Consider the following 22,874-nt stretch of genomic DNA (forward strand, 5'->3'; position numbering starts at 1 on the left):
GGAAGGGGCGCCGTAGACCGTGAGAGCCGGGTAGGCGAAATCGGATGGACTTCTTGAGGTGTTCCCGAGTAGCACGGGGCTCGAGGAATCCTGTGTGAATCTGCCAGGACCACCTGGTAAGCCTAAATACTCCCTGATGACCGATAGTGCACGAGTACCGTGAGGGAAAGGTGAAAAGTGCCCCGGTGAGGGGTCGTGAAATAGTACCTGAAACCGTGTGCCTACAAGCCGTAGGAGCTTACGAGGATTTCGGTCCTTGTGTGATGTGACTGCGTGCCTTTTGAAGAATGAGCCTGCGAGTTATGGTGTGTGGCGAGGTTAACCCGTGTGGGGGAGCCGTAGCGAAAGCGAGTCTGAATAGGGCGTTTGAGTCGCATGCTGTAGACCCGAAGCGGAGTGATCTACGCATGGGCAGGTTGAAGCTCAGGTAAGACTGGGTGGAGGACCGAACCCACCAGGGTTGAAAACCTGGGGGATGACCTGTGTGTAGGGGTGAAAGGCCAATCAAACTCCGTGATAGCTGGTTCTCCCCGAAATGCATTTAGGTGCAGCGTCGCGTGTTTCTTGCCGGAGGTAGAGCACTGGATGGCCGATGGGCCCGACAAGGTTACTGACGTCAGCCAAACTCCGAATGCCGGTAAGTGAGAGCGTGGCAGTGAGACTGCGGGGGATAAGCTTCGTAGTCGAGAGGGAAACAGCCCAGATCACCGACTAAGGCCCCTAAGCGTGTGCTAAGTGGGAAAGGATGTGGAGTCGCAGAGACAACCAGGAGGTTGGCTTAGAAGCAGCCACCCTTGAAAGAGTGCGTAATAGCTCACTGGTCAAGTGATTCCGCGCCGACAATGTAGCGGGGCTCAAGTACACCGCCGAAGTCGTGGCACTCATCACCATGTGTGGTGGGTGGGTAGGGGAGCGTCGTGCAGCTGGTGAAGCGGCGGAGTGATCCAGTCGTGGAAGCTGTGCGAGTGAGAATGCAGGCATGAGTAGCGAATCGAGGGTGAGAAACCCTCGCGCCGGATGACCAAGGGTTCCTGGGGCAGGCTAATCCGCCCAGGGTAAGTCGGGACCTAAGGCGAGGCCGACAGGCGTAGTCGATGGACAACGGGTTGATATTCCCGTACCCGCTTCAATGCGCCCATATCGAACCCCTTGATACTAAGAGTCCTTAACTCGGGTTGTCCTTCGGGACGGCCGTCAGAGTGAACGCTCGGCCTGATTGGGTAGTAGGTAAGCGATGGGGTGACGCAGGAAGGTAGTCCAGCCCAGGCGATGGTTGTCCTGGGGTAAGCATGTAGGGAGTGAGGTAGGCAAATCCGCCTCGCATGTATCCTGAGATGTGATGCCGAGCCGATTGTGGCGAAGTGGATGATCCTATGCTGCCGAGAAAAGCCTCTAGTGAGTGTTGTGGCGGCCCGTACCCTAAACCGACTCAGGTGGTCAGGTAGAGAATACCAAGGCGATCGGGTGAACTGTGGTTAAGGAACTCGGCAAATTGCCCCCGTAACTTCGGGAGAAGGGGGACCTCTGCTGGTGATGGCACTTGCTGTCTGAGCTGGTGGGGGTCGCAGTGGCCAGGGGGAAGCGACTGTTTACTAAAAACACAGGTCCGTGCGAAGTCGTAAGACGATGTATACGGACTGACGCCTGCCCGGTGCCGGAACGTTAAGGGGACCGCTTAGCGCAGCTTGCTGTGCGAAGGTGAGAACTTAAGCGCCGGTAAACGGCGGTGGTAACTATAACCATCCTAAGGTAGCGAAATTCCTTGTCGGGTAAGTTCCGACCTGCACGAATGGCGTAACGACTTCCCCGCTGTCTCAACCGCAGACCCGGCGAAATTGCATTACGAGTAAAGATGCTCGTTACGCGCAGCAGGACGGAAAGACCCCGGGACCTTCACTACAGCTTGACATTGGCGTTTGGAGCGTCTTGTGTAGGATAGGTGGGAGACTGGGAAGCTCGGACGCTAGTTCGGGTGGAGTCATTGGTGAAATACCACTCTGGTCGTTTTGAACGTCTAACTCTGGTCCGTGATCCGGATCGGGGACAGTGTCTGGTGGGTAGTTTAACTGGGGCGGTTGCCTCCTAAAAGGTAACGGAGGCGCCCAAAGGTTCCCTCAGCCTGGTTGGCAATCAGGTGTTGAGTGTAAGTGCACAAGGGAGCTTGACTGTGAGACTGACGGGTCGAGCAGGAGCGAAAGCTGGGACTAGTGATCCGGCATCGGCATGTGGAAGCGGTGTCGCTCAACGGCTAAAAGGTACCCCGGGGATAACAGGCTGATCTTCCCCAAGAGTCCATATCGACGGGATGGTTTGGCACCTCGATGTCGGCTCGTCGCATCCTGGGGCTGGAGTAGGTCCCAAGGGTTGGGCTGTTCGCCCATTAAAGCGGTACGCGAGCTGGGTTTAGAACGTCGCGAGACAGTTCGGTCCCTATCCGCTGCGCGCGTAGGAGACTTGAAAGGGGCTGTCCCTAGTACGAGAGGACCGGGACGGACGAACCTCTGGTGTGCCAGTTGTACCGCCAGGTGCATGGCTGGTTGGCTACGTTCGGAAGGGATAACCGCTGAAAGCATCTAAGCGGGAAGCTCGCCTTGAGATGAGGTCTCCCACCCTGTGAGGGGGTAAGGCTCCCGGTAGACGACCGGGTTGATAGGCCGGAGGTGGAAGCGCGGTAACGTGTGGAGCTGACCGGTACTAATAGGCCGAGGACTTGACCACAAAGCTTATGCTTTGGTGTGTGCTGCGCTCTGTTACTCTTCGCCGGGTCCAGAGCTGCGCCACACTGAAGGTTTTGCTCGCGTCCACTAGGCAATTCTGAGACAGCAAGCAGTGCTTGTGTGTTTCGGAGGGTTACGGCGGTTATGGCGGGAAGGAAACACCCGGTTACATTCCGAACCCGGAAGTTAAGCTTCCCAGCGCCGATGGTACTGCACTCGGGAGGGTGTGGGAGAGTAGGTCACCGCCGGACAATCTTTGTTAGACAGGTAAGGGCTCCATCCGGAGCTTCTCGGGCCAGGGTTGGCTTGAGGGGCGGAGGATGGGGCCCTTTCTTGCGTTGTGGGGGGCTTGCGAGGCCGGCCCGGGCTTTCGGCGGGGCGGGTGCTCTGACTGCCTGTCGGGTGCGCTCGTGGGTGGTGCTGGCTTTTGAGCGCGCGCGCAGGTCTTGGTGGGCGTGCTGTTCTGCGTCGGGCGTTTCCTGTGTGCGTGGTGTTACGTGGCACGCGCTTATGGGACGCGCCTGTGTGAATGTGTCAGGCGCGGCCGCCGCGACCTGGCGTCGCCTCACGTGCGAGTGTGTCCCGCTGGCCCTGTCTCCGACCGGTCGGGGCGCTCAGTAGGGTTGAGGGGTGGACTACCGTGCTGTTGAACGCGCGATCATGGACCGGGGCGTCGAATGGGACTTCGAGCCCACGCTCGACCGGATCGCCGCCCTGCTCGACCTGCTCGGCTCGCCTCAGCGGGCGTACCCGGTCATTCACATAGCGGGCACCAACGGCAAGACGAGTACGGCCCGTCTGACCGAGGCGCTGCTGCGCGAGCGCAACCTCCGCGTCGGCCGCTTCACCAGCCCGCATCTCGTCTCGATGCGTGAGCGCATCACCGTGGACGGCGAGCCGCTGAGCGAGGAGCGCTTCGCGCAGGTCTACGAGGAGATCATCCCGTACGTCGAGCTGACCGACGCGCAGGGCCGCCGCATCCAGTTCTTCGAGCTGCTGACGGCCATGGCGTTCGCGGCCTTCGCCGACACCCCGGTCGACGTGGCCGTGATCGAGACCGGCATGGGTGGGTCCTGGGACGCGACGAACGTCGCCGACGGCACGGTCGCCGTCATCACCCCCATCTCGCTCGACCACACCGACCGGCTCGGCCCCGACATCCCGAGCATCGCCGGTGAGAAGGCCGGCATCCTCAAGCCGGGCGCCACCGCCATCCTCGCCCAGCAGGAGCTGGAGGCGGCCGAGGTGCTCATGCGCCGGGCCGCCGAGGTGGGCGCGGTCGTCGCGCGCGAGGGCCTGGAGTTCGGCGTGCTGGCCCGCGAGGTGGCGATCGGCGGCCAGCTCCTGACGCTGCGCGGCCTCAAGGGCGTCTACGACGAGGTGTATCTGCCGCTCTACGGCGCCCACCAGGCGAGCAACGCCGTCACCGCGCTGGCCGCCGTCGAGGCGCTCACGGGCGGCGACGACCCGCTGGACGCGGACCTGGTGCGGCAGGCGTTCGCGCAGGCGTCGTCGCCGGGACGGCTGGAGGTCCTCCGCCGCACCCCGACCGTGGTGGTCGACGCGGCGCACAACCCCGGCGGCATGCAGGCCACGCTCGACGCGCTGCACGAGGCGTTCGACTTCGCCAAGGTCGTCGGCGTCGTCGCCGCCATGGGGGACAAGGACGTCGACGCCATGCTGGAGCTCCTGGAGCCCGTGCTGGAGGAGATCATCGTCACCCGTAACTCCTCGCCCCGGTCGATGGCGCCCGAGGAGCTGGCGCGGCTGGCGGTGGCCGTCTTCGGCGAGGACCGTGTGCACGTCGTCGAGCGGCTCGACGACGCGATCGACAGGGGCATCGGCATCGCCGACGCCGAGGGTGAGTTCAGCGGCACGGGCGTGCTGATCACCGGGTCCGTGGTCACCGCCGGCGACGCCCGCCACCTGCTGCGGGCGGAGGGCGAGTGATGGCCGGCGGCGGGAAGGGCCTGCTGGGCTTCGAGGTGACTCCGGGCATGCGCCGGCTGGGGGCGAGCGTGCTCGGCATGGAGGCCATCGTCGCCGGACTGGTCACGCCCGTCGCGATCGCCGTGAACGGCGTGCGGCCCGCGCTGGCCGTCACGGCCGGCATCGGCCTGGCCGTGCTGTGCGTGGTGGCGGCCGGTCTGCTGAAGAAGCCGATCGGGTACGTCCTGGGCAGCCTGGTGCAGGTGATCGCCATCGTGACGGGCTTCCTGGTCCCGGCCATGTTCTTCCTCGGGGCGATCTTCCTGGCGCTGTGGATCACCGCGATATTCGTCGCTCGCCGTGTCGAAGGCGTGACTTCCCGCTAAAGTCGGCCAACATGGCCGTCCCCCCGATTCAGCGGACCCCGAACCAGCCGGCCACGGGATCCGACCCCGGCACCACCCACCCGTGGTTCCTCGACATCGTGCTGGCGCTGCTCATCGTGGCCGCGCTGCCCCTGGCGATCGTCGCCATCCCCAACACCGTCTCCGTCGTCGGCGACCTGCTGCCGCCGGGGTTCGACCGGCTCGGGCTCATGCGCGCGCACGGTCTCGCCCTGCCCGCGATGATGCTGACGGTCCCGCTCGCCTCCGTGGCGCTGGGCCGGGTGCGGGTCGCCTACATCCTGGTCGCCGGGCTCGCGCTGCTGGCCGTGGCCGACGCCGCCGGAGGCTACGCGGGCTCGACGTTCCTCGTCGGCGTGCTGCGCGTCCTCCACGGTGTGGGCGCCGGGCTGCTGCTCCCGGCCACGCTGGTGGCCGCCTGGGAGCGCCCGGCGGTGCTGCGCGCCGTCTGGTCGGGGGTGCTGGCGCTCAGTCTGCTCAGCGCCCAGGCGCTCGCCCTGTGGCCGCTCGACGGCGTGAGCGACTGGAAGGTGACGCTCCAGCCGTACCCGATGCTGACCGGCGCCGCGCTGGTGCTGGCCGCCGCCTACCTGGTGCTGTGGCTGCTGTACGGCCGGCGGCCCGCGCCGCGGCCGCAGCCGCGCGAGCGCAGCAGGCTGCTGCTGGCGACCATGCCCGCGGCGGGCATCGCGATCGTGGCCATCAGCACCGCCAGCGAGGACTGGCGCCCCAACATCGTGATCGTCGTCGCCGTGCTCGCCGTGGGGGCGCTGCTCGCGCTCGCCTCCATCGGCGTCCCCGAGGCGCGTTCGCTCGCCTACGTGATGGTCGCCGTCGGCGCCGTGCTGCTGCCGAGCATCGCGCAGGTGACGTACGTCGAGATGGGCGGGCTCGGCGGGCCCGGCCTGAAGGGGCTGTGGGGGCCGTTCGGCGTGGCGGGCGGCCTGGCCGTGGCGGCGGCGGTGCTGGTGCGGCTGTTCGTCCGGGGCGAGGCGACCTGGCCGGCGCCGCTCGGGCTGCTGTCGATGGTGGTCGGCCTGTGCTCCGTGCGGGTCGTGGTGCCGGCGGCCGACGGGCGGGTGCTGGTGGTGCCGTTCACGCTGCTGGCGGTGGGCGCGGCCGTGGCCCTGACGGCATCGCTGCGGCGGGCCGGGGTCGGGACGGCGCTGTTCGGCCTGGCGCTGTGCTTCCCCGGGGTGCTGGCGGGCTACCTGCTCGGCAGCGGGGTGCAGATGGCGATGCTGCGCGGGGTGAGCACGCCGCAGCAGCTCGTGGACCGGTTCGTGGGGGCGCTGCACATGTGGGCGCTCATCGGCGGGTTCCTGGTGGTGGCGGTGATCGTGCTGGCCGCGCTGCTGTCGCGCCGGGGGCCCGGGTCCGAGGTGGTGGGCGTCGATGAGGGACCCGAGGGGCCGTCCGGTGGTGGGCGGCTGAGCGACGCCGACGCCGACGCAGATGCCGGGGATGGGGTCACGCATGAGGCTGATCAAGCGGGCGGCTCCTCTGAGAGGAGGGTGGGCGTCTCTCCCAGCGGGCGTGCGGGCGGCCTTTCCGGCGACTCGCCCGGCGCGCGTTCGGAGAGCGTGCCCGCCGAGGCGCCCCGGGGGGACGTCGCCGGAGATGGTGCCCGTCCTGCAGGCGTCGCGGGTGCCGGTGGGTCCGCTGCTGCGGTCGGGGCTGACGGCTTGATCAGCGCAGACGGGGCGGTGGCCGACGGCGGGCCGGGTGCGGGCGTCGAGGGGAACGGGTCCGGGAGGCTCGGTAACGGGGCCCTGGGGGCGTTTGAGGCGTCACCTGAGGTGATGGGTGGGACGGACGGCGGCGAGCGCCGTGAGAAGGCTCTCAGGGACGCGGGCGGGAGGCGGGGGGAGTCCTCGCCGGCTGCCGGGGGTGACGGTGCTTCGGACGATGCCAGGGTGGTCGGCGACGAGGACGCGCCCACCGGGGCGATTCCCCGGGTGCCCGCCTCCACGGCCAACGGGCGTACCCCGTGGAAGGGGAGCGTTCCGGCCCAGACGCCGTCGCCGGGCCCCGCGGACGGGTCGGGAACCTTCGGGGAGCGGCGTACGGCGCCGGGCGGGGCGGAGCGTCGCCGCAGGCCGCCGGCGGGCGGCGCCCCGGAGACAGGGGATGCCGAGCACCTTCCGGCGGTCCCCCCGCAGGGGGCCTCTCCGGAGGACGGCACTCAGGGGTGAGCCCGCCCCCGGTGTCACGGCGTGCCCACAGACGCCTCGGGCTTCCGCCTCGCGACTTCGCGGCACGCTGGGACGCGGGTTTCTCGCCCCGCGACCAGCCGGCGCCCTGGGATGCAGGTTTCTCGCTCCGTGAGCACCTGGCAGCCTGGAGCCCAGGTTTCTCAGTCCGCGACCACCCGGCACTCTGGACCGCGGGTCTCTCGCCCGCACCACCGGGCGCCCTGGAACGCGGGTCTCTCGCCCGCACCACCGGGCGTCCTGGAACGCGGGTCTCTCGCCCGCACCACCGGGCGTCCTGGAACGCGGGTCTCTCGCCCGCACCACCGGGCGCCCTGGAGCGCGGTCTTTCGCACCGTGAGCACCCGGCGCCCGGGCGCGCCGGCTTCTCGGTCGGCGACCAACCTGGCGCCCCGGCGCCACGCACGGCCCTGAGCGCCACCTCGTCCGGAAGCGGCCCGGGCTCCGGGTCGTGCGGCGCGGGGGAGGCGTCCCGGGGACGGTAAGCTGAGCCGCAGCTACAGCGACGCGAGGTCGCCCGTGCCGCGGAGCGCTCCCGGCGGAGTCATCCCGGCGTCCGTAGCCGCATCCGCGACCCCCAGACCTGTTCAAAGGAGAACCTCAAGTGTCCGAGCGCACTCTTGTCCTGATCAAGCCCGACGGGGTGAAGCGCGGCCTCATCGGTGACGTGATCGCCCGCGTGGAGCGCAAGGGCCTCAAGGTCGTCGCGATGGACCTGCGCACCCTCGACGCCGACACCGCCAAGGCCCACTACGCCGAGCACTCCGAGCGGCCGTTCTTCGGCGAGCTCGTCGAGTTCATCACCTCGGGCCCGCTCGTCGCCATGGTGCTGGAGGGCCCGCGCGCGGTCGAGGCGTTCCGCGCCCTGGCCGGGCTCACCGACCCGGTGAAGTCGGCTCCCGGCACGATCCGCGGCGACCACGCCCTGGAGATCGGCGAGAACGTCGTCCACGGCTCCGACTCGCCCGAGTCCGCCGCCCGCGAGATCAAGATCTTCTTCCCGGACCGCTTCTAGGAGCGCCGGAAGGGCCGCGTCCCTTCCGTCCGGATTCGTGAGTGCCCGCCCTGGCCCGTGCCAGGCGGGCATTTCGCGTTTCTGATCACCTAACGGCGCACTCTCCACTTTTCCCGGAAACCGGGCAAAAGGCGCTTGGCGCAGAGGCGGCAGGATTTTTGTGGGGCGCGCGGGCTCGTTGCGTCCGGCGGTGGGTACGTCACGTTACGATTCGAATTCGCTCCGTAGCGATTGGCGTACGATATTACGGAAGGCTCCGTTCCCCATGGGCAGCAAGCTCGCGTTTCTCGGCCGGGACATGGCGGTCGACCTGGGCACCGCCAACACGCTGGTGTACGTGCGGGGCCGAGGCATCGTCCTCAACGAGCCGTCGGTCGTCGCCATCAACACCTCCACGGGCAAGATCGTGGCGGTCGGCATCGAGGCCAAGCGGATGATCGGCCGCACGCCCGGCCACATCGTCGCGGTGCGGCCGCTCAAGGACGGCGTGATCGCCGACTTCGACGTCACGGAGCGGATGCTGCGCTACTTCATCCAGCGCGTGCACAAGCGCCGCCACTTCGCCAAGCCCCGCGTGATCATCGCCGTGCCGAGCGGGATCACGAGCGTGGAGCAGCGGGCGGTGAAGGAGGCCGGCTACCAGGCGGGCGCGCGCAAGGTCTACATCGTCGAGGAGCCCATGGCCGCGGCGATCGGCGCGGGACTGCCGGTCCACGAGCCCACCGGCAACATGGTCGTCGACATCGGCGGCGGCACCACCGAGGTGGCGATCATCTCGATGGGCGGCGTGGTGACGAGCCAGTCGATCAGGATCGGCGGCGACGAGCTCGACCAGGCGGTGATCACGTTCGCCAAGAAGGAGTACGCGCTCATGCTGGGCGAGCGCACCGCCGAGGAGATCAAGATGGCGATCGGCTCGGCGTGGCCCACCGAGGAGGAGGCGCACGCCGAGATCCGCGGCCGCGACCTGGTGACGGGCCTGCCGAAGACGGTCGTCGTGTCGGGCGAGGAGGTCCGCAGGGCGACCGAGGAGCCGGTCGGTTCCATCGTCGACGCGGTCAAGTCCACGCTCGACCGGTGCCCGCCGGAGCTGGCGGGTGACCTGATGGACCGCGGCATCGCGCTCACCGGCGGCGGCGCCCTGCTCAAGGGCATGGAGGAGCGGATCAGGGCCGAGACGGGCATGCCCGTCCACCTCGTCGACAACGCCCTCGACTCGGTCGCGCTCGGCTCGGGCCGGTGCGTGGAGGAGTTCGAGGAGCTGCAGCAGGTGCTCGTGCCGGAATCCCGCCGTTGAGGGGCGACGCCTGATGAGGGACACCCACCGTGCCCGGCTGATCCTCGGCACGCTGCTGGCGATCGCCCTGATCGCGCTGACCGTCGACCGCCGCGCCGGTGACGGGTCGCCGTTCGTGCCGGTGCGCGCGGCCGGGGCGTGGCTGTTCGGCTCGGTGGAGGGCGCCGCCGGGGTCGTGTCCCGGCCGGTGACCGGCTTCGTCCAGGCGGTCGTCACCGCGCCCGGCGTCCAGGACGAGATCAAGCGGCTGCGCGCCGAGAACGCCCGGCTGCGGACGGGGCTGATCGCGAGCAGGCTCGACGCCGACAGGTCGGCGGAGCTGAAGCGGATGCTCGGCACGGCGGGCCGCGGCGGCTACACGGTCGTGACCGGCAACGTGATCGCCCGGCGCGGCAATCCCGGCTTCGAGGAGGCCGTCCAGCTCGACATCGGCACGGACGACGGGGTGCGTCCCGAGATGACCGTGATGAACGCCGACGGGCTGGTGGGGCGGGTCGTGCAGGCCGGCGCCCGCACGTCCACGGTGCTGCTCATCAGCGACCGGGCCTCGGCCACGGGCGCCCGGCTGGAGGGCGGCCAGGAGATCGGCGTCGTCAACGGGGTGGGCGAGAACGGGCGCCTGGTGCAGTTCAAGCTGCTCGACGCGACCGCGCCGATGGCGCCGGGCGGGCGCATCGTGAGCTTCGGGTCGCAGCACGGCCGGCCGTACGTGCCGGGGCTGCCGGTGGGGGTGATCGAACGGGTGGAGGCGACGCCGGGCGAGCTGACGCGGGTCGCGTTCGCGCGGCCGTACGCGGATCTGACGGCGCTGGACGTGGTGGGGGTGGTCGTGCGCGGGCCGGGGCGTGATCCGCGCGACGCCGTGCTGCCGCCGAAGGAGGGAGCGCGATGACGGCCTGGCTGATCGTGCCGCTCGCGGTGCTGGTGCAGGTGATCCTGGTCAACCGGGTGCCGCTGCCCGGAGGCGGGTCGCCCGACCTGGTGCTGCTGGCGGTGACGGCGGTGGCGATGGCGAGGGGGCCGGTGACCGGGGCGGTGATCGGGTTCTGCGCGGGACTGCTGGTGGACGTCATGCCGCCGGCCGCCCACCCGATGGGCCTGTACGCGTTCACGCTGGCGGCCGTCGGCTACGTCGCCGGGCGCGGGCTCGGCACGCCCGTGACGACGGTCATGCTGTGCGTGCTGCTCGGGCCGCTGCTGGCGGCCGGGCTCGGCGGGCTGATCTCCGATCCGCATGTCGACGTGGACACCTTCACCGACCAGGTGCCGCTGACCATCGCCTACACGTTCTTCCTGTCGCCGCTCGTCATGTGGTGGGCCGCCCGCGCCGGTGAGCCGGGGTACGCGACATGATCCGGATGCGGTCGCGGCTGTTCGTGCTGCACGTGCTCGTCCTGAGCCTGCTCGTGGTGCTCGGCGTGCGGCTGTGGCAGGTGCAGGTGGTGCGCGGGCAGGAGTTCGTGACCAGGGCGACCGAGACGCGGACGCGCACGGTCATCGAGCCCGCGGTGCGCGGCCAGATCCTCGACTCCTCCGGCCGTCCGCTGGTGCGCAACCAGACGGCGCTGGTGGTGTCGGTCGACCGGACCGCGCTGGCGCGCACGCCCGACGGCGGCAAGTCGGTGCTGCGCAAGCTCAGCGCCGTGCTCGGCACGCCGGTCAAGAAGCTGCGCGAGCGCATCCGCCCGTGCGGGCCGGGCGTCTCGCAGCCGTGCTGGACGGGCTCGCCGTACCAGCCGGTGCCCGTCGAGCAGAAGGCCGACACCCGCCAGGCGCTGCAGATCCTCGAACGCCAGGAGGACTTCCCCGGCGTCAGCGCCGAGATCCAGTCGGTGCGGCAGTACCCCGGTGGCCAGGCGGGCGCGCAGATGCTCGGCTACCTGCAGCCGGTCACCGAGGCCGAGCTGGAGAAGCGCGCCGGGCTCAAGGCCGCCTACTCCGGCGTCGACCTCGCCGGGCGCGACGGCCTGGAGGAGGTGTACGACGAGGCGCTGCGCGGCAAGCCGGGGATGCGCCGCGTGCAGGTGGACCGGATGGGCAAGGCGATCGGCGTCGAGCAGCAGGTACGGCCGGTCAGCGGCGACAACCTGATCACCAGCATCGACGCCCGCGTGCAGGCCGTGGCCGAGCGGGCCCTGGCCAGGGCGATGCACAACGCGCCGAAGGCCGACGGCGGCGCGGCCGTGGTGCTCGACGCGCGCACGTCGCGGGTGCTGGCGCTGGCCAGCGCGCCGAGCTACGACCCGGCGGTGTGGGCGGGCGGCATCTCGGCGAGCGGCTACCAGCGGCTGCTGTCGCCGAAGTCGGGCATGCCGCTGGTGTCGCGGGCGATCAACGGGCAGTTCGCGCCCGGCTCGACGTTCAAGGTGTCGTCGGTCACGGCGATGCTGCGGGCCGGGTATCCGCTGAACGGCACCTACGACTGCCCCGGCTCGTACATGGTGGGCGACCGGGCGTTCAACAACTTCCACGGCATCGGGCTCGGCACGATGAACCTGCACACCGCGCTGGTCAAGTCGTGCGACACGATCTTCTACCGGGCGGCGTACGAGCAGTACCTGCGCGACGGCGGGCGCGACCCGAAGAAGAAGCCGCGCGAGATCTTCGCCAACACCGCGAGGGCCTTCGGCTTCGGCCGCCCCACGGGCATCGACCTGCCCGGCGAGTCGTCCGGGCGCATCCCCGACCGCCGCTGGAAGAAGGAGATGTGGACCCTGACCAGCGGCACCAACTGCCGCCGCGCGCAGACCGGCTACCCGGAGGTGACCGACCGGGCGCGGGCCGACTTCCTCAAGCGGCTGGCCTCCGAGAACTGCGCCGAGGGCTTCATCCTGCGGCCCGGCGACTCGGCGAACTTCTCCATCGGCCAGGGCGACGTGCTGGTGACGCCGCTGCAACTGGCCCGGGCGTACGCGGCGCTGGTCCACGACGGCAAGCTGCGCAGCCCGCGCATCGGCTGGGCGCGGGTGCGGCCCGACGGCACGCTGGTGCAGACGTACGACGTGCCGGTGGTCGGCAAACTGCCGCTCAGCGAGAAGGAGCGCCTCTACATCAAGAACGCGCTCAGCGAGGTGGCCTCCGACGGAACGGCCGCCGGCGCGTTCGCCGGATTCCCCATGGACAAGGTGCGCATCGGCGGCAAGACCGGCACCGCGGAGGTGTGGGGCAAGGAGGACACCTCCTGGTTCGCCTCGTTCGCGCCGACCAACGACCCGCGGTTCGTGGTGGTGGCCATGGTGTCGCAGGGCGGCATGGGCGCGCAGACGGCGGCGCCGGCCGTACGGGAGATCTACGAGGGCATCTACGGGATCAAGGGCCCGGCGGCCCTGCCGGGCGGCAAACCGGTGAGCAGGCTGCCGAAGTTCGCGCCCGACGGGACGGTAGCGCGGTAAGCGCTCCGGTGGGGGCGATCTGTGACGGCGGGGCGAGTGGTGACGGCGGGGCGAGGGCGGAGGGGTGATGGCGGAGCGCGTGCTGAGGAGCGGCCGGCGCGGCTACGGCCGCAGGATGGTGGGCGCGCAGTCGTCACTGTGGCGGCTCGACGGCGTCCTGCTGGTCGCGGTGGCCGCGCTGTGCGTCATCGGCACCCTGCTGGTGTGGTCGTCCACCCGCACGTGGGCGCCCGGCTCGACCGGCCTGGTCAAGAAGCACATGCTCAACCTCGGCATCGGCGTCGTGCTGTGCGCCATGACGACCGCGATCGACCATCGGGCCATGCGCGCGTACGCGCCGCTGGTGTTCCTGCTCAGCCTGGTGGGGCTCGGGCTGGTGATCTCGCCGCTCGGCGCGACGATCAACGGGTCGCACTCGTGGATCCTGCTGGGCGGCGGCTTCGCGGTGCAGCCGTCGGAGTTCGCCAAGCTCGGGCTCCTGCTGATCCTCGCGATGCTGCTGGCGCAGCCGGCCGAGGGCAGCGACCGGCCACGCACGTTCGACATCGTGCTGGCGCTGTGCGTGGCGGCCCTGACGATGGGCATGGTGATGCTCCAGCCGGACCTCGGCACGGCGCTGGTGCTCGCCGTGATCACCGCCGCGGCGCTGATCATCGGCGGCGTGCGCAAGCGGTGGATCGTGGGGCTGACGCTCGTGGCCGTGACCGGGGTGTTCCTGGTGTTCCGGCTGCAACTGCTGGAGCCGTACCAGATCGCGCGGTTCACCGCGTTCCTCGACCCGGGCGTCGACCCGCGCGGCGTCGGCTACAACAGCACGCAGTCGCTCATCGCGATCGGCTCCGGCGGGCTGTTCGGCAAGGGGTGGCTGCACGGCGGGCAGACGACCGGGCGGTTCGTGCCGGAACAGCACACCGACTTCATCTTCACGGTCGCGGGGGAGGAGTTCGGCTTCCTCGGGTCGGTGGCCATCGTGCTGCTGCTCGGCGTGGTGCTGCTGCGGGGGCTGCGGATCGCCCGGCAGTGCGACGACCGGTTCGGCACGCTGGCGGCGGGCACGATCGTGTGCTGGTTCGCGTTCCAGACGTTCGTCAACATCGGGATGACCATCGGGATCATGCCCATCACCGGGCTGCCGCTGCCGTTCGTGTCGTACGGCGGCACCGCGACCTTCGCCAACCTCATCGCGGTGGGGCTGCTCCAGTCGATCCGGATCCGCGAGCAGCAGCAGTACGCCTGACCGCGACCGGCGTGGCCCGGCCCGCTCCCGGGCGCCGCTACCCTGGTCGTATGCCTGTCGAGTCGATTTTCCACCGCCTGGAAGCGCTGCTGCCCAAGGTGCAGAAGCCCATCCAGTACGTCGGGGGTGAGCTCAACTCGACCGTGAAGGACTGGGACGACGCCGACGTGCGCTGGGCGCTGATGTACCCGGACGCCTACGAGGTCGGCCTGCCCAACCAGGGCGTCGCGATCCTCTACGAGATCCTCAACGAGCTGCCCGCCACCCTGGCCGAGCGCACCTACGCCGTCTGGCCCGACCTCGAGGCGCTCATGCGCGCCGAGGGCGTGCCCCAGTTCACGGTCGACGCCCACCGCCCGGTGCGCGCCTTCGACGTGTTCGGCGTGTCGTTCTCCACCGAGCTCGGCTACACCAACATGCTGACCGCCCTCGACCTGGCCGGCATCCCGATGCTGGCCGTCGAGCGCGGCGACGACGACCCGATCGTGCTCGCGGGCGGCCATGCCGCGTTCAACCCCGAGCCGATCGCCGACTTCCTCGACGCGGCCGTGCTCGGCGACGGCGAGCAGATCGCCATCGCCATCACCGAGGTCGTTCGCGAGTGGAAGGCCGAGGGCCGGCCCGGCGGCCGCGACGAGCTGCTCATGCGCCTGGCCGAGTCGGGCGGCGTCTACGTGCCCAAGTTCTACGACGTCGACTACCACCCCGACGGTCGCATCAAGCGGGTGGCGCCCAACCGGGCCGACGTCCCGTGGCGCGTCCACAAGCACACGGTCATGGACCTCGACGAGTGGCCCTACCCGAAGAAGCCGCTGGTGCCGCTGGCCGAGACCGTCCACGAGCGGTTCAGCGTGGAGATCTTCCGCGGCTGCACGCGCGGCTGCCGCTTCTGCCAGGCCGGCATGATCACGCGCCCGGTGCGCGAGCGGTCCATCACCACGATCGGCGCCATGGTCGACAACGGCATCAAGGAGTCCGGCTTCAACGAGGTCGGCCTGCTGTCGCTGTCGTCGGCCGACCACTCCGAGATCGCCGACGTCGCCAAGGGCCTGGCCGACCGCTACGAGGGCACCAACACCTCGCTGTCGCTGCCCTCCACCCGGGTCGACGCGTTCAACATCGACCTGGCCAACGAGTTCTCCCGCAACGGGCGGCGCTCCGGGCTGACCTTCGCGCCCGAGGGCGGGTCCGAGCGCATGCGCAAGGTGATCAACAAGATGGTCACCGAGGAAGACCTCATCCGCACCGTCACCACCGCCTACTCGCAGGGCTGGCGGCAGGTGAAGCTGTACTTCATGTGCGGGCTGCCCACCGAGACCGACGAGGACGTGCTCGGCATCGCCGACCTGGCCAAGAAGGTCATCAAGGCCGGGCGCGAGATCACCGGCTCGCGCGACATCCGCTGCACCGTGTCGATCGGCGGCTTCGTGCCCAAGCCGCACACGCCGTTCCAGTGGGCCGGTCAGGCCGACCACGAGACCGTCGACCGGCGGCTCAAGGCGCTGCGCGACTCCCTGCGCGGCGACAAGGAGTTCGGCCGGGCCATCGGCTACCGCTACCACGACGGCAAGCCGTCCATCGTCGAGGGCCTGCTCTCGCGCGGTGACCGGCGGGTCGGCGCGGTCATCCGGGCCGTCTGGGAGGACGGCGGGCGCTTCGACGGCTGGAGCGAGCACTTCTCCTACCAGCGCTGGATGGCCGCCGCCGAGAAGGCCGGCGTCGACGTCGACTGGTACACCACGCGCGAGCGCGAGGAGAACGAGGTCCTCCCGTGGGACCACCTCGACGCCGGGCTCGACCGCGAATGGCTCTGGCAGGACTGGCAGGAGGCCGTCTCCGGCGGCGAGGTCGAGGACTGCCGCTGGACGCCGTGTTACGACTGCGGCGTCTGCCCGACCATGGGCACCGAGATCCAGGTCGGCCCGACGGGGCGCAAACTCCTCCCGCTCACGGTCGTCTAGGGCGGCGTTCGGGCGCCCGGGTGCCCGGCCCCGTCGCCGCTTCCGGAGCGCTGGGTGCGCGGGCCGTGCCTCGCCGTACATGATCCTGAGTCGATCAGGCGTCGCGGCGGCTTATTCTGAAACGAAGGAACTCTGACACGGGAAGGACGACAAAGCTCTGAAACCTGTTCCCGACGGGCCCCCGCCCGCGCCCACGGTGCAGCGCCTGCGCGTGCGCTACGCCAAGCGCGGCCGCCTGCGCTTCACCAGTCACCGCGACATCTCGCGGGCCGTCGAACGTGCGGTCCGCCGTGCCGGCATTCCGGTGGCCTACAGCGCGGGCTTCTCGCCCCACCCGAAGATCTCCTACGCGGGCGCGGCGCCGACCGGCGTCGCCAGCGAGGCCGAATACCTCGAGATCGGCGTCACCACGCCGTGCGAGCCGGAGCGCATCCGCGGCGACCTCGACGGGTCGCTGCCGCCCGGGCTCGACGTGCTGGACGTCGTCGAGGCGGGGCCGGGAGGGCTTGCCGAGCGCCTGGAGGCCTCGGAGTGGGAGGTGCGGTTGCCGGGTGCGGATCGCGAGCTCGCCGGAGTGGCGGTGGAGAAGTTCCTCTCCGCCGGGGCCGTGGAGGTCGAGCGCCTCACCAAGAAGGGCCCGCGCCGCTTCGACGCCCGCGAGGCCGTGCTGAGGCTGGCGGTGTCCGAGGGGACAGGTAGAACCGCAGCTCAGGTGCCCGGACAGTCGTGTGTCATACTGCGCATGGTTGTTCGGCACATGACGCCTGCCGTTCGACCCGACGATGTGCTCGCAGGGCTGCGCCTTGTGGCCGACTTCGCGCCGCCGGTCCCCCCCGAGGTGACCAGGCTGGCGCAGGGGCCGCTGGACGTCGGCACCGGTGCGCTCGCCGACCCGTTCGACCTTGACCGCGAGACCACGCGCGGCGGCGAAGCGGGACCGGTGGGTGAGCACGTCGCCGGTTAAGGGAGTGTCCCGCACGCGTGGGGCACGACCGCTGACAGGACTTGGCGCCCGTGCCCCTTGGCGGGGGCGCGGGCGGACAACGAGACACGAGAGCTCCTGCGCGGCGCGGCGACGCGCCCGGGAGCTGACGGGAGAGCGCCCGCATGCTCGAGAACGAGCCCAACACCGGGGCCACAGGCTCCGACGGCGGAACAACTGAACAGTCACCCAGCACCCCGCGACGCAGGGCCGCGAGCCGGCCCGCCGGGCCGCCGCCCGAGATTCCCGAGGACGAGCCCGCCCAGGTGACCGTCTCCGCGGCCGAGGCCGCGGCCCGGGCCTCCGAGCCGACCGGAGAGGCGACCGGAGGCGACGGCCGGCAGACCGCGCCGCGGGCGGTCCAGGAGGCCGTGACGGGCACCGGCCAGGAGGCCGCCCCGGGCACCGGCCAGGACGCTGCTGCGGGCTCCGGCCAGGACGCTGCTGCGGGCTCCGGCCAGGAGGCCGCCGCGGCGGACGGGGGCAGCCCGGTCGAGGCCGCGGTCGCCGGCGCCGTCGCGCAGGCCGCCTCCGCAGGTGACGAGGAGGACGGCGCCGCCGAGGCCGAGAAGCCCAAGCGATCCAGGACGCGGTCGACGGCCACCACCTCGCGCCGCCGTACCAGCAGGAAGGCCGAGGAGGCCGAGCCGGCCACCACGGGAGCGCCGGCCGGCGCCGCCGCAGACCAGAGCGCCGAGCAGGATGCCGGCCAGAGCACCGACCAGGCCGCGCTGGAGACCGCCGACCGCGCGCTCGCGGCCGAGGCCGCCGCTCCGGACACTGCCCCGGACACCGGGGCGGCTCAGGACGGCGCCGAGGCCGAGGCCGCGCCCGTCCGGCGTCGCCGCACCCGCAAGAAGGCGGAGCCCGAGGCCGCGACCGCCGCCGAGGGCACCGGCCCGACGGCTCCGACCGGCGAGGCCGGCGCGGTCGGCACCGAGGCCACCGCGATCGGCGCGGACACCTCCGCCACCGGCGGCGATGTCACCACGGCCGCGTCCGCCCGGGACGGGAGCGACACCGGCGACTCCGGGCGTGCCCAGGCCGCGAGCGCGGGCGTCGAGGACGACATCCTCGACGAGCTGCCCGAGGACGAGCCGCTCGACGACGAGCCCGCCGGCGAGGACCTCGACGAGGACACCGACCGGCCGAGCCTGCTCGCCGACCCGTTCGGGTTCTCCGCGCGCCGCGCCGACGAGCCGGACGCCGTGTTCCGGCGCCCCGCGGCGATCTTCGCGCCGCTGTTCCAGGCGCCCGACCCGAGCCAGGCCCAGCCGTTCCGCCCCGAGCCCGTCCGCCCCGAGCCGGCGCGCCCCGAGCCCGAGGTGGCCGCCGACGCCGACGAGGGCGACGAGACCGGCGCCGACGAGACCGACGCCGCCGACTCCGACTCCGACCAGGAGGAGGAAGAGGGCGGCAGCCGCCGTCGCCGCCGCCGCAGGGGCGGCCGCGGCCGCGGCAAGACCCGCGAGCGCGACGAGTCCGACGCCGACGACTCCGACGAGGACGGCGACGAGGGCGAGGACGAGCAGGCCGAGGAGCACCAGGAGGAGGAGACCTCCAGCTCGCGCCGCCGGCGCCGCCGCCGCAGGCGCGGCACCGACGACGGCGCCGAGCCGTCCGGCGACGACCCGCCCAACACCGTCGTCCGCATCCGCGCGCCGCGCTCCGGCCGCGCCTCGCTGGTCGACACCTCCGCCGACGGCGTGCAGAGCGTGCGCGGCTCCACCCGGCTGGAGGCCAAGAAGCAGCGCCGCCGCGAGGGCCGCGAGCTGGGCCGCCGCAGGCCGCCGATCATCACCGAGTCGGAGTTCCTGGCCCGGCGCGAGTCGGTCGACCGGATGATGGTGGTGCGCCGCCAGGGCGACCGCACCCAGATCGCGGTGCTGGAGGACGGCGTCCTCGTCGAGCACTACGTCAACCGCGAGGCCAGCCAGTCGTACGTCGGCAACGTCTACCTCGGCAAGGTGCAGAACGTCCTGCCCTCGATGGAGGCGGCGTTCGTCGACATCGGCAAGGGCCGCAACGCCGTCCTGTACGCCGGTGAGGTCAACTTCGACACCGCGGGCCTGGAAGGACAGCCCAAGCGGATCGAGTCGGCGCTGAAGTCCGGCCAGTCGGTGCTGGTGCAGGTCACCAAGGACCCGATCGGCCACAAGGGCGCCCGCCTGACCTCGCAGATCAGCCTGCCCGGCCGCTACCTGGTCTACGTGCCCGACGGCTCGATGACCGGCATCAGCCGCAAGCTGCCCGACAAGGAGCGCACCCGCCTCAAGAGCATCCTGAAGAAGGTCATGCCGGAGAACGCGGGCGTGATCGTGCGCACGGCGGCCGAGGGCGCCTCCGAGGAGGAGCTGGCCCGCGACGTGGCCCGCCTGTCGGCGCAGTGGGAGAACATCCAGAAGAAGGCGAAGTCGGCCAGCCCGCCCGAGCTGCTGTCGGCCGAGCCCGACCTCACCATCCGCGTGGTGCGCGACGTCTTCAACGAGGACTTCAGCTCGCTCGTCGTGCAGGGCGAGGAGGCGTGGGAGACGGTCGAGGAGTACGTCAAGTACGTCGCCCCGCACCTGGCCGAACGGCTGGCGCGGTGGGACGGCGACCAGGGCGACGTCTTCGAGTCGTACCGGATCGACGAGCAGCTCGGCAAGGCCATGGAGCGCAAGGTGTGGCTGCCCAGCGGCGGCTCGCTGGTGATCGACCGCACCGAGGCGATGACCGTCGTCGACGTCAACACCGGCAAGTTCACCGGCCAGGGCGGCAACCTCGAGGAGACCGTCACCCGCAACAACCTGGAGGCGGCCGAGGAGATCGTCCGCCAGCTCAGGCTGCGCGACATCGGCGGCATCATCGTCATCGACTTCATCGACATGGTGCTGGAGTCCAACCGCGACCTGGTGCTGCGGCGGCTGCTGGAGTGCCTGGCCCGCGACCGGACCAAGCACCAGGTGGCCGAGGTCACCTCGCTCGGCCTGGTCCAGATGACCCGTAAGCGGGTCGGACAGGGGCTGCTGGAGGCGTTCTCGACGCCGTGCGAGTGCTGCAACGGGCGCGGGCTCATCGTCTCCACCGAGCCGGTGGAGTCGAAGCCTGAGCCGCGTGGCACGCAGGGCAAGATGTCGGTCGAGAAGGCGGTCGCCGAGAAGCTGGGCGACAAGGGCGGGGAGAAGGTTTCCGCGGCCAAGGACTCCTCCGGCCGTGATACCGTGACCGGTGCGCTTGATGACGTCCCGGCTGAGGACGACCAAGCCGGCCAGTCTTCCGGCAGGGGGCGGCGACGCTCACGCCGAGCCAAGTCCGCCGAGTAGCCCCCTGAGTGGCTGCTCGAAGGACTGTCCGACGATCCGACCGGTTCGCTTCGGGCACCGTTAATCCGGTACCCTAGTGGATCGGTGCGTCAGGTGACGTGCCCTGTTGGCGCGCCCACTCGGTTCGTTGGTTCCAGACAGGATGCGGGTGCGGGCGCAGCACTCGGCAGTCAACGGCCGCCCCGTCCGGGACGGCCGTGGATCGCAACAGTAGACAGTAGAAGGGTTCCGCGGTGTACGCGATCGTTCGTTGCGGCGGCAGGCAGCAGAAGGTCTCCGTCGGTGACGTCCTCGAGGTGGACAAGGTCGCCGGCGAGGTCGGCTCTTCGATTTCGCTGCCGACGGTGCTCGTCGTCAACGACGGCGATGTGACCACGGAGGCGGGCAAGTTCACGGTCAGCGCCGAGATCCTCGGCGAGACCAAGGGTCCGAAGATCCGCATTCTCAAGTACAAGAACAAGACCGGTTACAAGAAGCGCCAGGGTCACCGCCAGCGGTACACCCAGGTGAAGATCACCGGTATCGACCAGGCCTGATCGGGAGTTTGAGAGATGGCACACAAGAAGGGCGCGTCGTCCACCCGGAACGGCCGTGACTCCAACGCTCAGCGCCTGGGCGTCAAGCGCTTCGGCGGCCAGCTGGTCAACGCGGGCGAGATCATCGTCCGTCAGCGTGGCACCCACTTCCACCCCGGCGACAACGTCGGCCGCGGTGGCGACGACACGCTGTTCGCGCTGACCGCCGGTCACGTGCAGTTCGGCGTCAAGCGCGGCCGTCGCGCCGTGAGCATCGTCCCGGTCGCGGAGTAACTCGCGGAGTAATCCGCAACCGGAGAGCGTTACCAAGGGGTGGATCGGTTCCTCGATCCACCCCTTCGCGTTTGTTCGTGATCGCCTGGCCGGGTGGGGTCGCTTCCTGCGGGGATGCGGCCCGCTCTGCGTCGGGCGGGGTTCCGCCGGTGATGGCGGGCCGCGGCGGACCGTCCGCGGAAGACTTGGAGACAACCCCTGCACGGGGGCGTGAGGAGAGGCGGACATGCCGGACTTCGTGGACCAGGTGGTCCTGCACGTCAGGGCCGGTGACGGAGGGAACGGCTGCGCCTCCATCCACCGGGAGAAGTTCAAGCCGCTCGGCGGCCCCGACGGGGGCAACGGCGGCCGGGGCGGTGACGTGATCCTGGAGGTGGATCCGAACACCGCCACCCTGCTCGACTACCACCGCCGCCCGCACCGCAAGGCCGACAACGGCAAGCAGGGGCAGGGCTCCAACCGCGACGGCGCCAACGGCGGCGACGTCATCCTGACCGTGCCCAACGGCACCGTGGTCAAGGACGCCAACACCGGCGAGGTGCTGGTGGACCTGGTCGGCGCCGGCACCCGCTACGTGATCGCCAACGGCGGCCACGGCGGCCTCGGCAACGCCGCGCTGGCCAGCACCAAGCGCAAGGCCCCCGGGTTCGCGCTGCTCGGCGAGCCGGGCGACGCGCTGGACGTGGTGCTGGAGCTCAAGAGCGTCGCCGACGTCGCCCTGGTGGGCTTCCCCAGCGCCGGCAAGTCGTCACTGATCGCCGCGCTGAGCGCGGCCCGGCCGAAGATCGCCGACTACCCGTTCACCACGCTCGTGCCCAACCTCGGGGTCGTCACCGCCGGCGACACCGTCTTCACCGTGGCCGACGTGCCGGGGCTGATCCCGGGCGCGTCCCAGGGCAAGGGCCTCGGTCACGAGTTCCTGCGCCATGTCGAGCGGTGCGACATGCTCGTCCACGTCATCGACTGCGCCACGATGGAGCCCGGCCGCGACCCCGTCACCGACTACGAGGTGATCGAGGCGGAGCTGGAGGCGTACGGCAAGCTGGGCGACCGGCCGCGCATGGTGGTGCTCAACAAGGCCGACGTGCCCGACGCGCAGGAGCTGGCCGAGCTGGTCAGGCCGGAGTTCGAGGAGCGCGGGCTGCAGGTGTTCACGGTGTCGGCGGCCACGCACGCCGGGCTGCGCGAGCTGACGTTCGCCATGGGCGAGTGGGTCGCCGCCGCCCGCGCCAACCGCCCGGTCGAGGAGCCCACCCGCCTGGTGATCAAGCCGCGGCAGCTCGGCGAGGCCGGGTTCACGGTCCGCAAGGTCAACGACAACCTCTTCCAGGTCACCGGTGAGAAGCCGGAGCGCTGGATCCGGCAGACCGACTTCAGCAACGACGAGGCCGTCGGCTACCTCGCCGACCGGCTGGAGCGGCTGGGCGTCGAGGAGCAGCTGGTCAAGGCGGGGGCGACCGCCGGCGCCGAGGTGGTCATCGGGCCCATGGAGGGCGGATACATCTTCGACTGGCAGCCGACGCTGTCCGCCGAGTCCGTCCGGACGGGTCCGCGCGGCACCGACAGCAGGCTCGGCTAGGAGCCACGGGGGACAGACGGCAGGCTGGTGGCGC

At 70.4% G+C, this 22,874-nt stretch carries 15 protein-coding genes and 2 rRNA genes (1 of these 17 running past the window's edge); all 17 read left to right on the forward strand.

The genetic code is table 11. The features are described 5' to 3' along the window. A 23S ribosomal RNA gene (locus HD595_RS28005) occupies nt 1-2,718 on the forward strand; it begins 389 nt to the left of the window's first position. A gap of 133 nt (nt 2,719-2,851) precedes the next feature. Then, nucleotides 2,852-2,968: ribosomal RNA gene (gene rrf, locus HD595_RS28010) — 5S ribosomal RNA — on the forward strand. A 409-nt stretch (nt 2,969-3,377) separates the two neighbouring features. After that, on the forward strand, nt 3,378-4,667 hold the full coding sequence (locus tag HD595_RS28015) for a bifunctional folylpolyglutamate synthase/dihydrofolate synthase (protein ID WP_253781339.1): 1,290 nt from the start codon (nt 3,378-3,380) through the stop codon (nt 4,665-4,667). Next, on the forward strand, nt 4,667-5,032 hold the full coding sequence (locus HD595_RS28020; protein ID WP_253774086.1) for a DUF4233 domain-containing protein: 366 nt from the start codon (nt 4,667-4,669) through the stop codon (nt 5,030-5,032). The genes HD595_RS28015 and HD595_RS28020 overlap by 1 nt, the downstream gene beginning before the upstream one ends. 11 nt (nt 5,033-5,043) lie before the next feature. Then, the gene (locus HD595_RS28025; RefSeq protein ID WP_253774087.1) at nt 5,044-7,245 is read left to right on the forward strand and encodes a hypothetical protein; all 2,202 of its coding nucleotides are present in this window, start codon (nt 5,044-5,046) and stop codon (nt 7,243-7,245) included. 622 nt (nt 7,246-7,867) lie between these two features. Beyond that, nucleotides 7,868-8,278, forward strand: a complete 411-nt coding sequence (ndk, locus tag HD595_RS28030; RefSeq protein WP_080046153.1) for a nucleoside-diphosphate kinase — start codon at nt 7,868-7,870, stop codon at nt 8,276-8,278. Between the two features lie 265 nt (nt 8,279-8,543). Further along, nucleotides 8,544-9,575, forward strand: coding sequence for a rod shape-determining protein (gene mreB, locus HD595_RS28035; protein ID WP_253774089.1), 1,032 nt, complete (start codon nt 8,544-8,546; stop codon nt 9,573-9,575). 13 nt (nt 9,576-9,588) lie between these two features. After that, the gene (gene mreC, locus HD595_RS28040) at nt 9,589-10,467 is read left to right on the forward strand and encodes a rod shape-determining protein MreC (RefSeq protein WP_253774091.1); all 879 of its coding nucleotides are present in this window, start codon (nt 9,589-9,591) and stop codon (nt 10,465-10,467) included. Beyond that, entirely contained in the window at nt 10,464-10,928 is a 465-nt protein-coding gene (gene mreD, locus HD595_RS28045) for a rod shape-determining protein MreD (RefSeq protein WP_253774094.1), read from the forward strand. The genes mreC and mreD overlap by 4 nt, the downstream gene beginning before the upstream one ends. Continuing rightward, nucleotides 10,925-12,967: a penicillin-binding protein 2 gene (mrdA, locus tag HD595_RS28050; protein ID WP_253774096.1), complete on the forward strand. Its 2,043-nt coding sequence runs from the start codon at nt 10,925-10,927 to the stop codon at nt 12,965-12,967. Before mreD ends, mrdA begins: the two co-directional genes overlap by 4 nt. Before the next feature lie 67 nt (nt 12,968-13,034). Beyond that, nucleotides 13,035-14,204 carry a rod shape-determining protein RodA gene (gene rodA, locus HD595_RS28055; RefSeq protein WP_253774098.1) on the forward strand — a complete coding sequence of 390 codons (1,170 nt, stop codon included), beginning with the start codon at nt 13,035-13,037 and terminating at the stop codon, nt 14,202-14,204. A 50-nt stretch (nt 14,205-14,254) separates the two neighbouring features. Beyond that, nucleotides 14,255-16,165 carry a TIGR03960 family B12-binding radical SAM protein gene (locus HD595_RS28060; protein ID WP_253774100.1) on the forward strand — a complete coding sequence of 637 codons (1,911 nt, stop codon included), beginning with the start codon at nt 14,255-14,257 and terminating at the stop codon, nt 16,163-16,165. Nucleotides 16,166-16,376: 211 nt separating this feature from the next. Next, complete coding sequence (locus tag HD595_RS28065; RefSeq protein ID WP_253774102.1) at nt 16,377-17,129, forward strand: TIGR03936 family radical SAM-associated protein; 753 nt, start codon at nt 16,377-16,379, stop codon at nt 17,127-17,129. Between the two features lie 143 nt (nt 17,130-17,272). Further along, the gene (locus HD595_RS28070) at nt 17,273-20,452 is read left to right on the forward strand and encodes a ribonuclease E/G (RefSeq protein ID WP_253774104.1); all 3,180 of its coding nucleotides are present in this window, start codon (nt 17,273-17,275) and stop codon (nt 20,450-20,452) included. A 233-nt stretch (nt 20,453-20,685) separates the two neighbouring features. After that, nucleotides 20,686-20,988: a 50S ribosomal protein L21 gene (rplU, locus tag HD595_RS28075; protein ID WP_101789902.1), complete on the forward strand. Its 303-nt coding sequence runs from the start codon at nt 20,686-20,688 to the stop codon at nt 20,986-20,988. A gap of 15 nt (nt 20,989-21,003) precedes the next feature. After that, nucleotides 21,004-21,261 carry a 50S ribosomal protein L27 gene (gene rpmA, locus HD595_RS28080; protein ID WP_020546367.1) on the forward strand — a complete coding sequence of 86 codons (258 nt, stop codon included), beginning with the start codon at nt 21,004-21,006 and terminating at the stop codon, nt 21,259-21,261. A 226-nt stretch (nt 21,262-21,487) separates the two neighbouring features. Then, nucleotides 21,488-22,840, forward strand: a complete 1,353-nt coding sequence (gene obgE / locus HD595_RS28085; protein ID WP_253774106.1) for a GTPase ObgE — start codon at nt 21,488-21,490, stop codon at nt 22,838-22,840. Nucleotides 22,841-22,874: the final 34 nt, after the last annotated feature.

Origin of the sequence: Nonomuraea roseoviolacea subsp. carminata, assembly GCF_024172185.1 — a bacterium.
Lineage (GTDB): Bacteria > Actinomycetota > Actinomycetes > Streptosporangiales > Streptosporangiaceae > Nonomuraea > Nonomuraea roseoviolacea.

What these genes read in the sequence shown, in the direction of transcription:
- obgE (WP_253774106.1), top strand. Translation starts at nt 21,488, where the DNA reads ATGCCGGACTTCGTGGACCAGGTGGTCCTGCACGTCAGGGCCGGTGAC.
- HD595_RS28070 (WP_253774104.1), top strand. Translation starts at nt 17,273, where the DNA reads ATGCTCGAGAACGAGCCCAACACCGGGGCCACAGGCTCCGACGGCGGA.
- rpmA (WP_020546367.1), top strand. Translation starts at nt 21,004, where the DNA reads ATGGCACACAAGAAGGGCGCGTCGTCCACCCGGAACGGCCGTGACTCC.
- mreD (WP_253774094.1), top strand. Translation starts at nt 10,464, where the DNA reads ATGACGGCCTGGCTGATCGTGCCGCTCGCGGTGCTGGTGCAGGTGATC.
- HD595_RS28025 (WP_253774087.1), top strand. Translation starts at nt 5,044, where the DNA reads ATGGCCGTCCCCCCGATTCAGCGGACCCCGAACCAGCCGGCCACGGGA.
- mreB (WP_253774089.1), top strand. Translation starts at nt 8,544, where the DNA reads ATGGGCAGCAAGCTCGCGTTTCTCGGCCGGGACATGGCGGTCGACCTG.
- mreC (WP_253774091.1), top strand. Translation starts at nt 9,589, where the DNA reads ATGAGGGACACCCACCGTGCCCGGCTGATCCTCGGCACGCTGCTGGCG.
- rodA (WP_253774098.1), top strand. Translation starts at nt 13,035, where the DNA reads ATGGCGGAGCGCGTGCTGAGGAGCGGCCGGCGCGGCTACGGCCGCAGG.
- HD595_RS28015 (WP_253781339.1), top strand. Translation starts at nt 3,378, where the DNA reads ATGGACCGGGGCGTCGAATGGGACTTCGAGCCCACGCTCGACCGGATC.
- mrdA (WP_253774096.1), top strand. Translation starts at nt 10,925, where the DNA reads ATGATCCGGATGCGGTCGCGGCTGTTCGTGCTGCACGTGCTCGTCCTG.
- HD595_RS28020 (WP_253774086.1), top strand. Translation starts at nt 4,667, where the DNA reads ATGGCCGGCGGCGGGAAGGGCCTGCTGGGCTTCGAGGTGACTCCGGGC.
- HD595_RS28060 (WP_253774100.1), top strand. Translation starts at nt 14,255, where the DNA reads ATGCCTGTCGAGTCGATTTTCCACCGCCTGGAAGCGCTGCTGCCCAAG.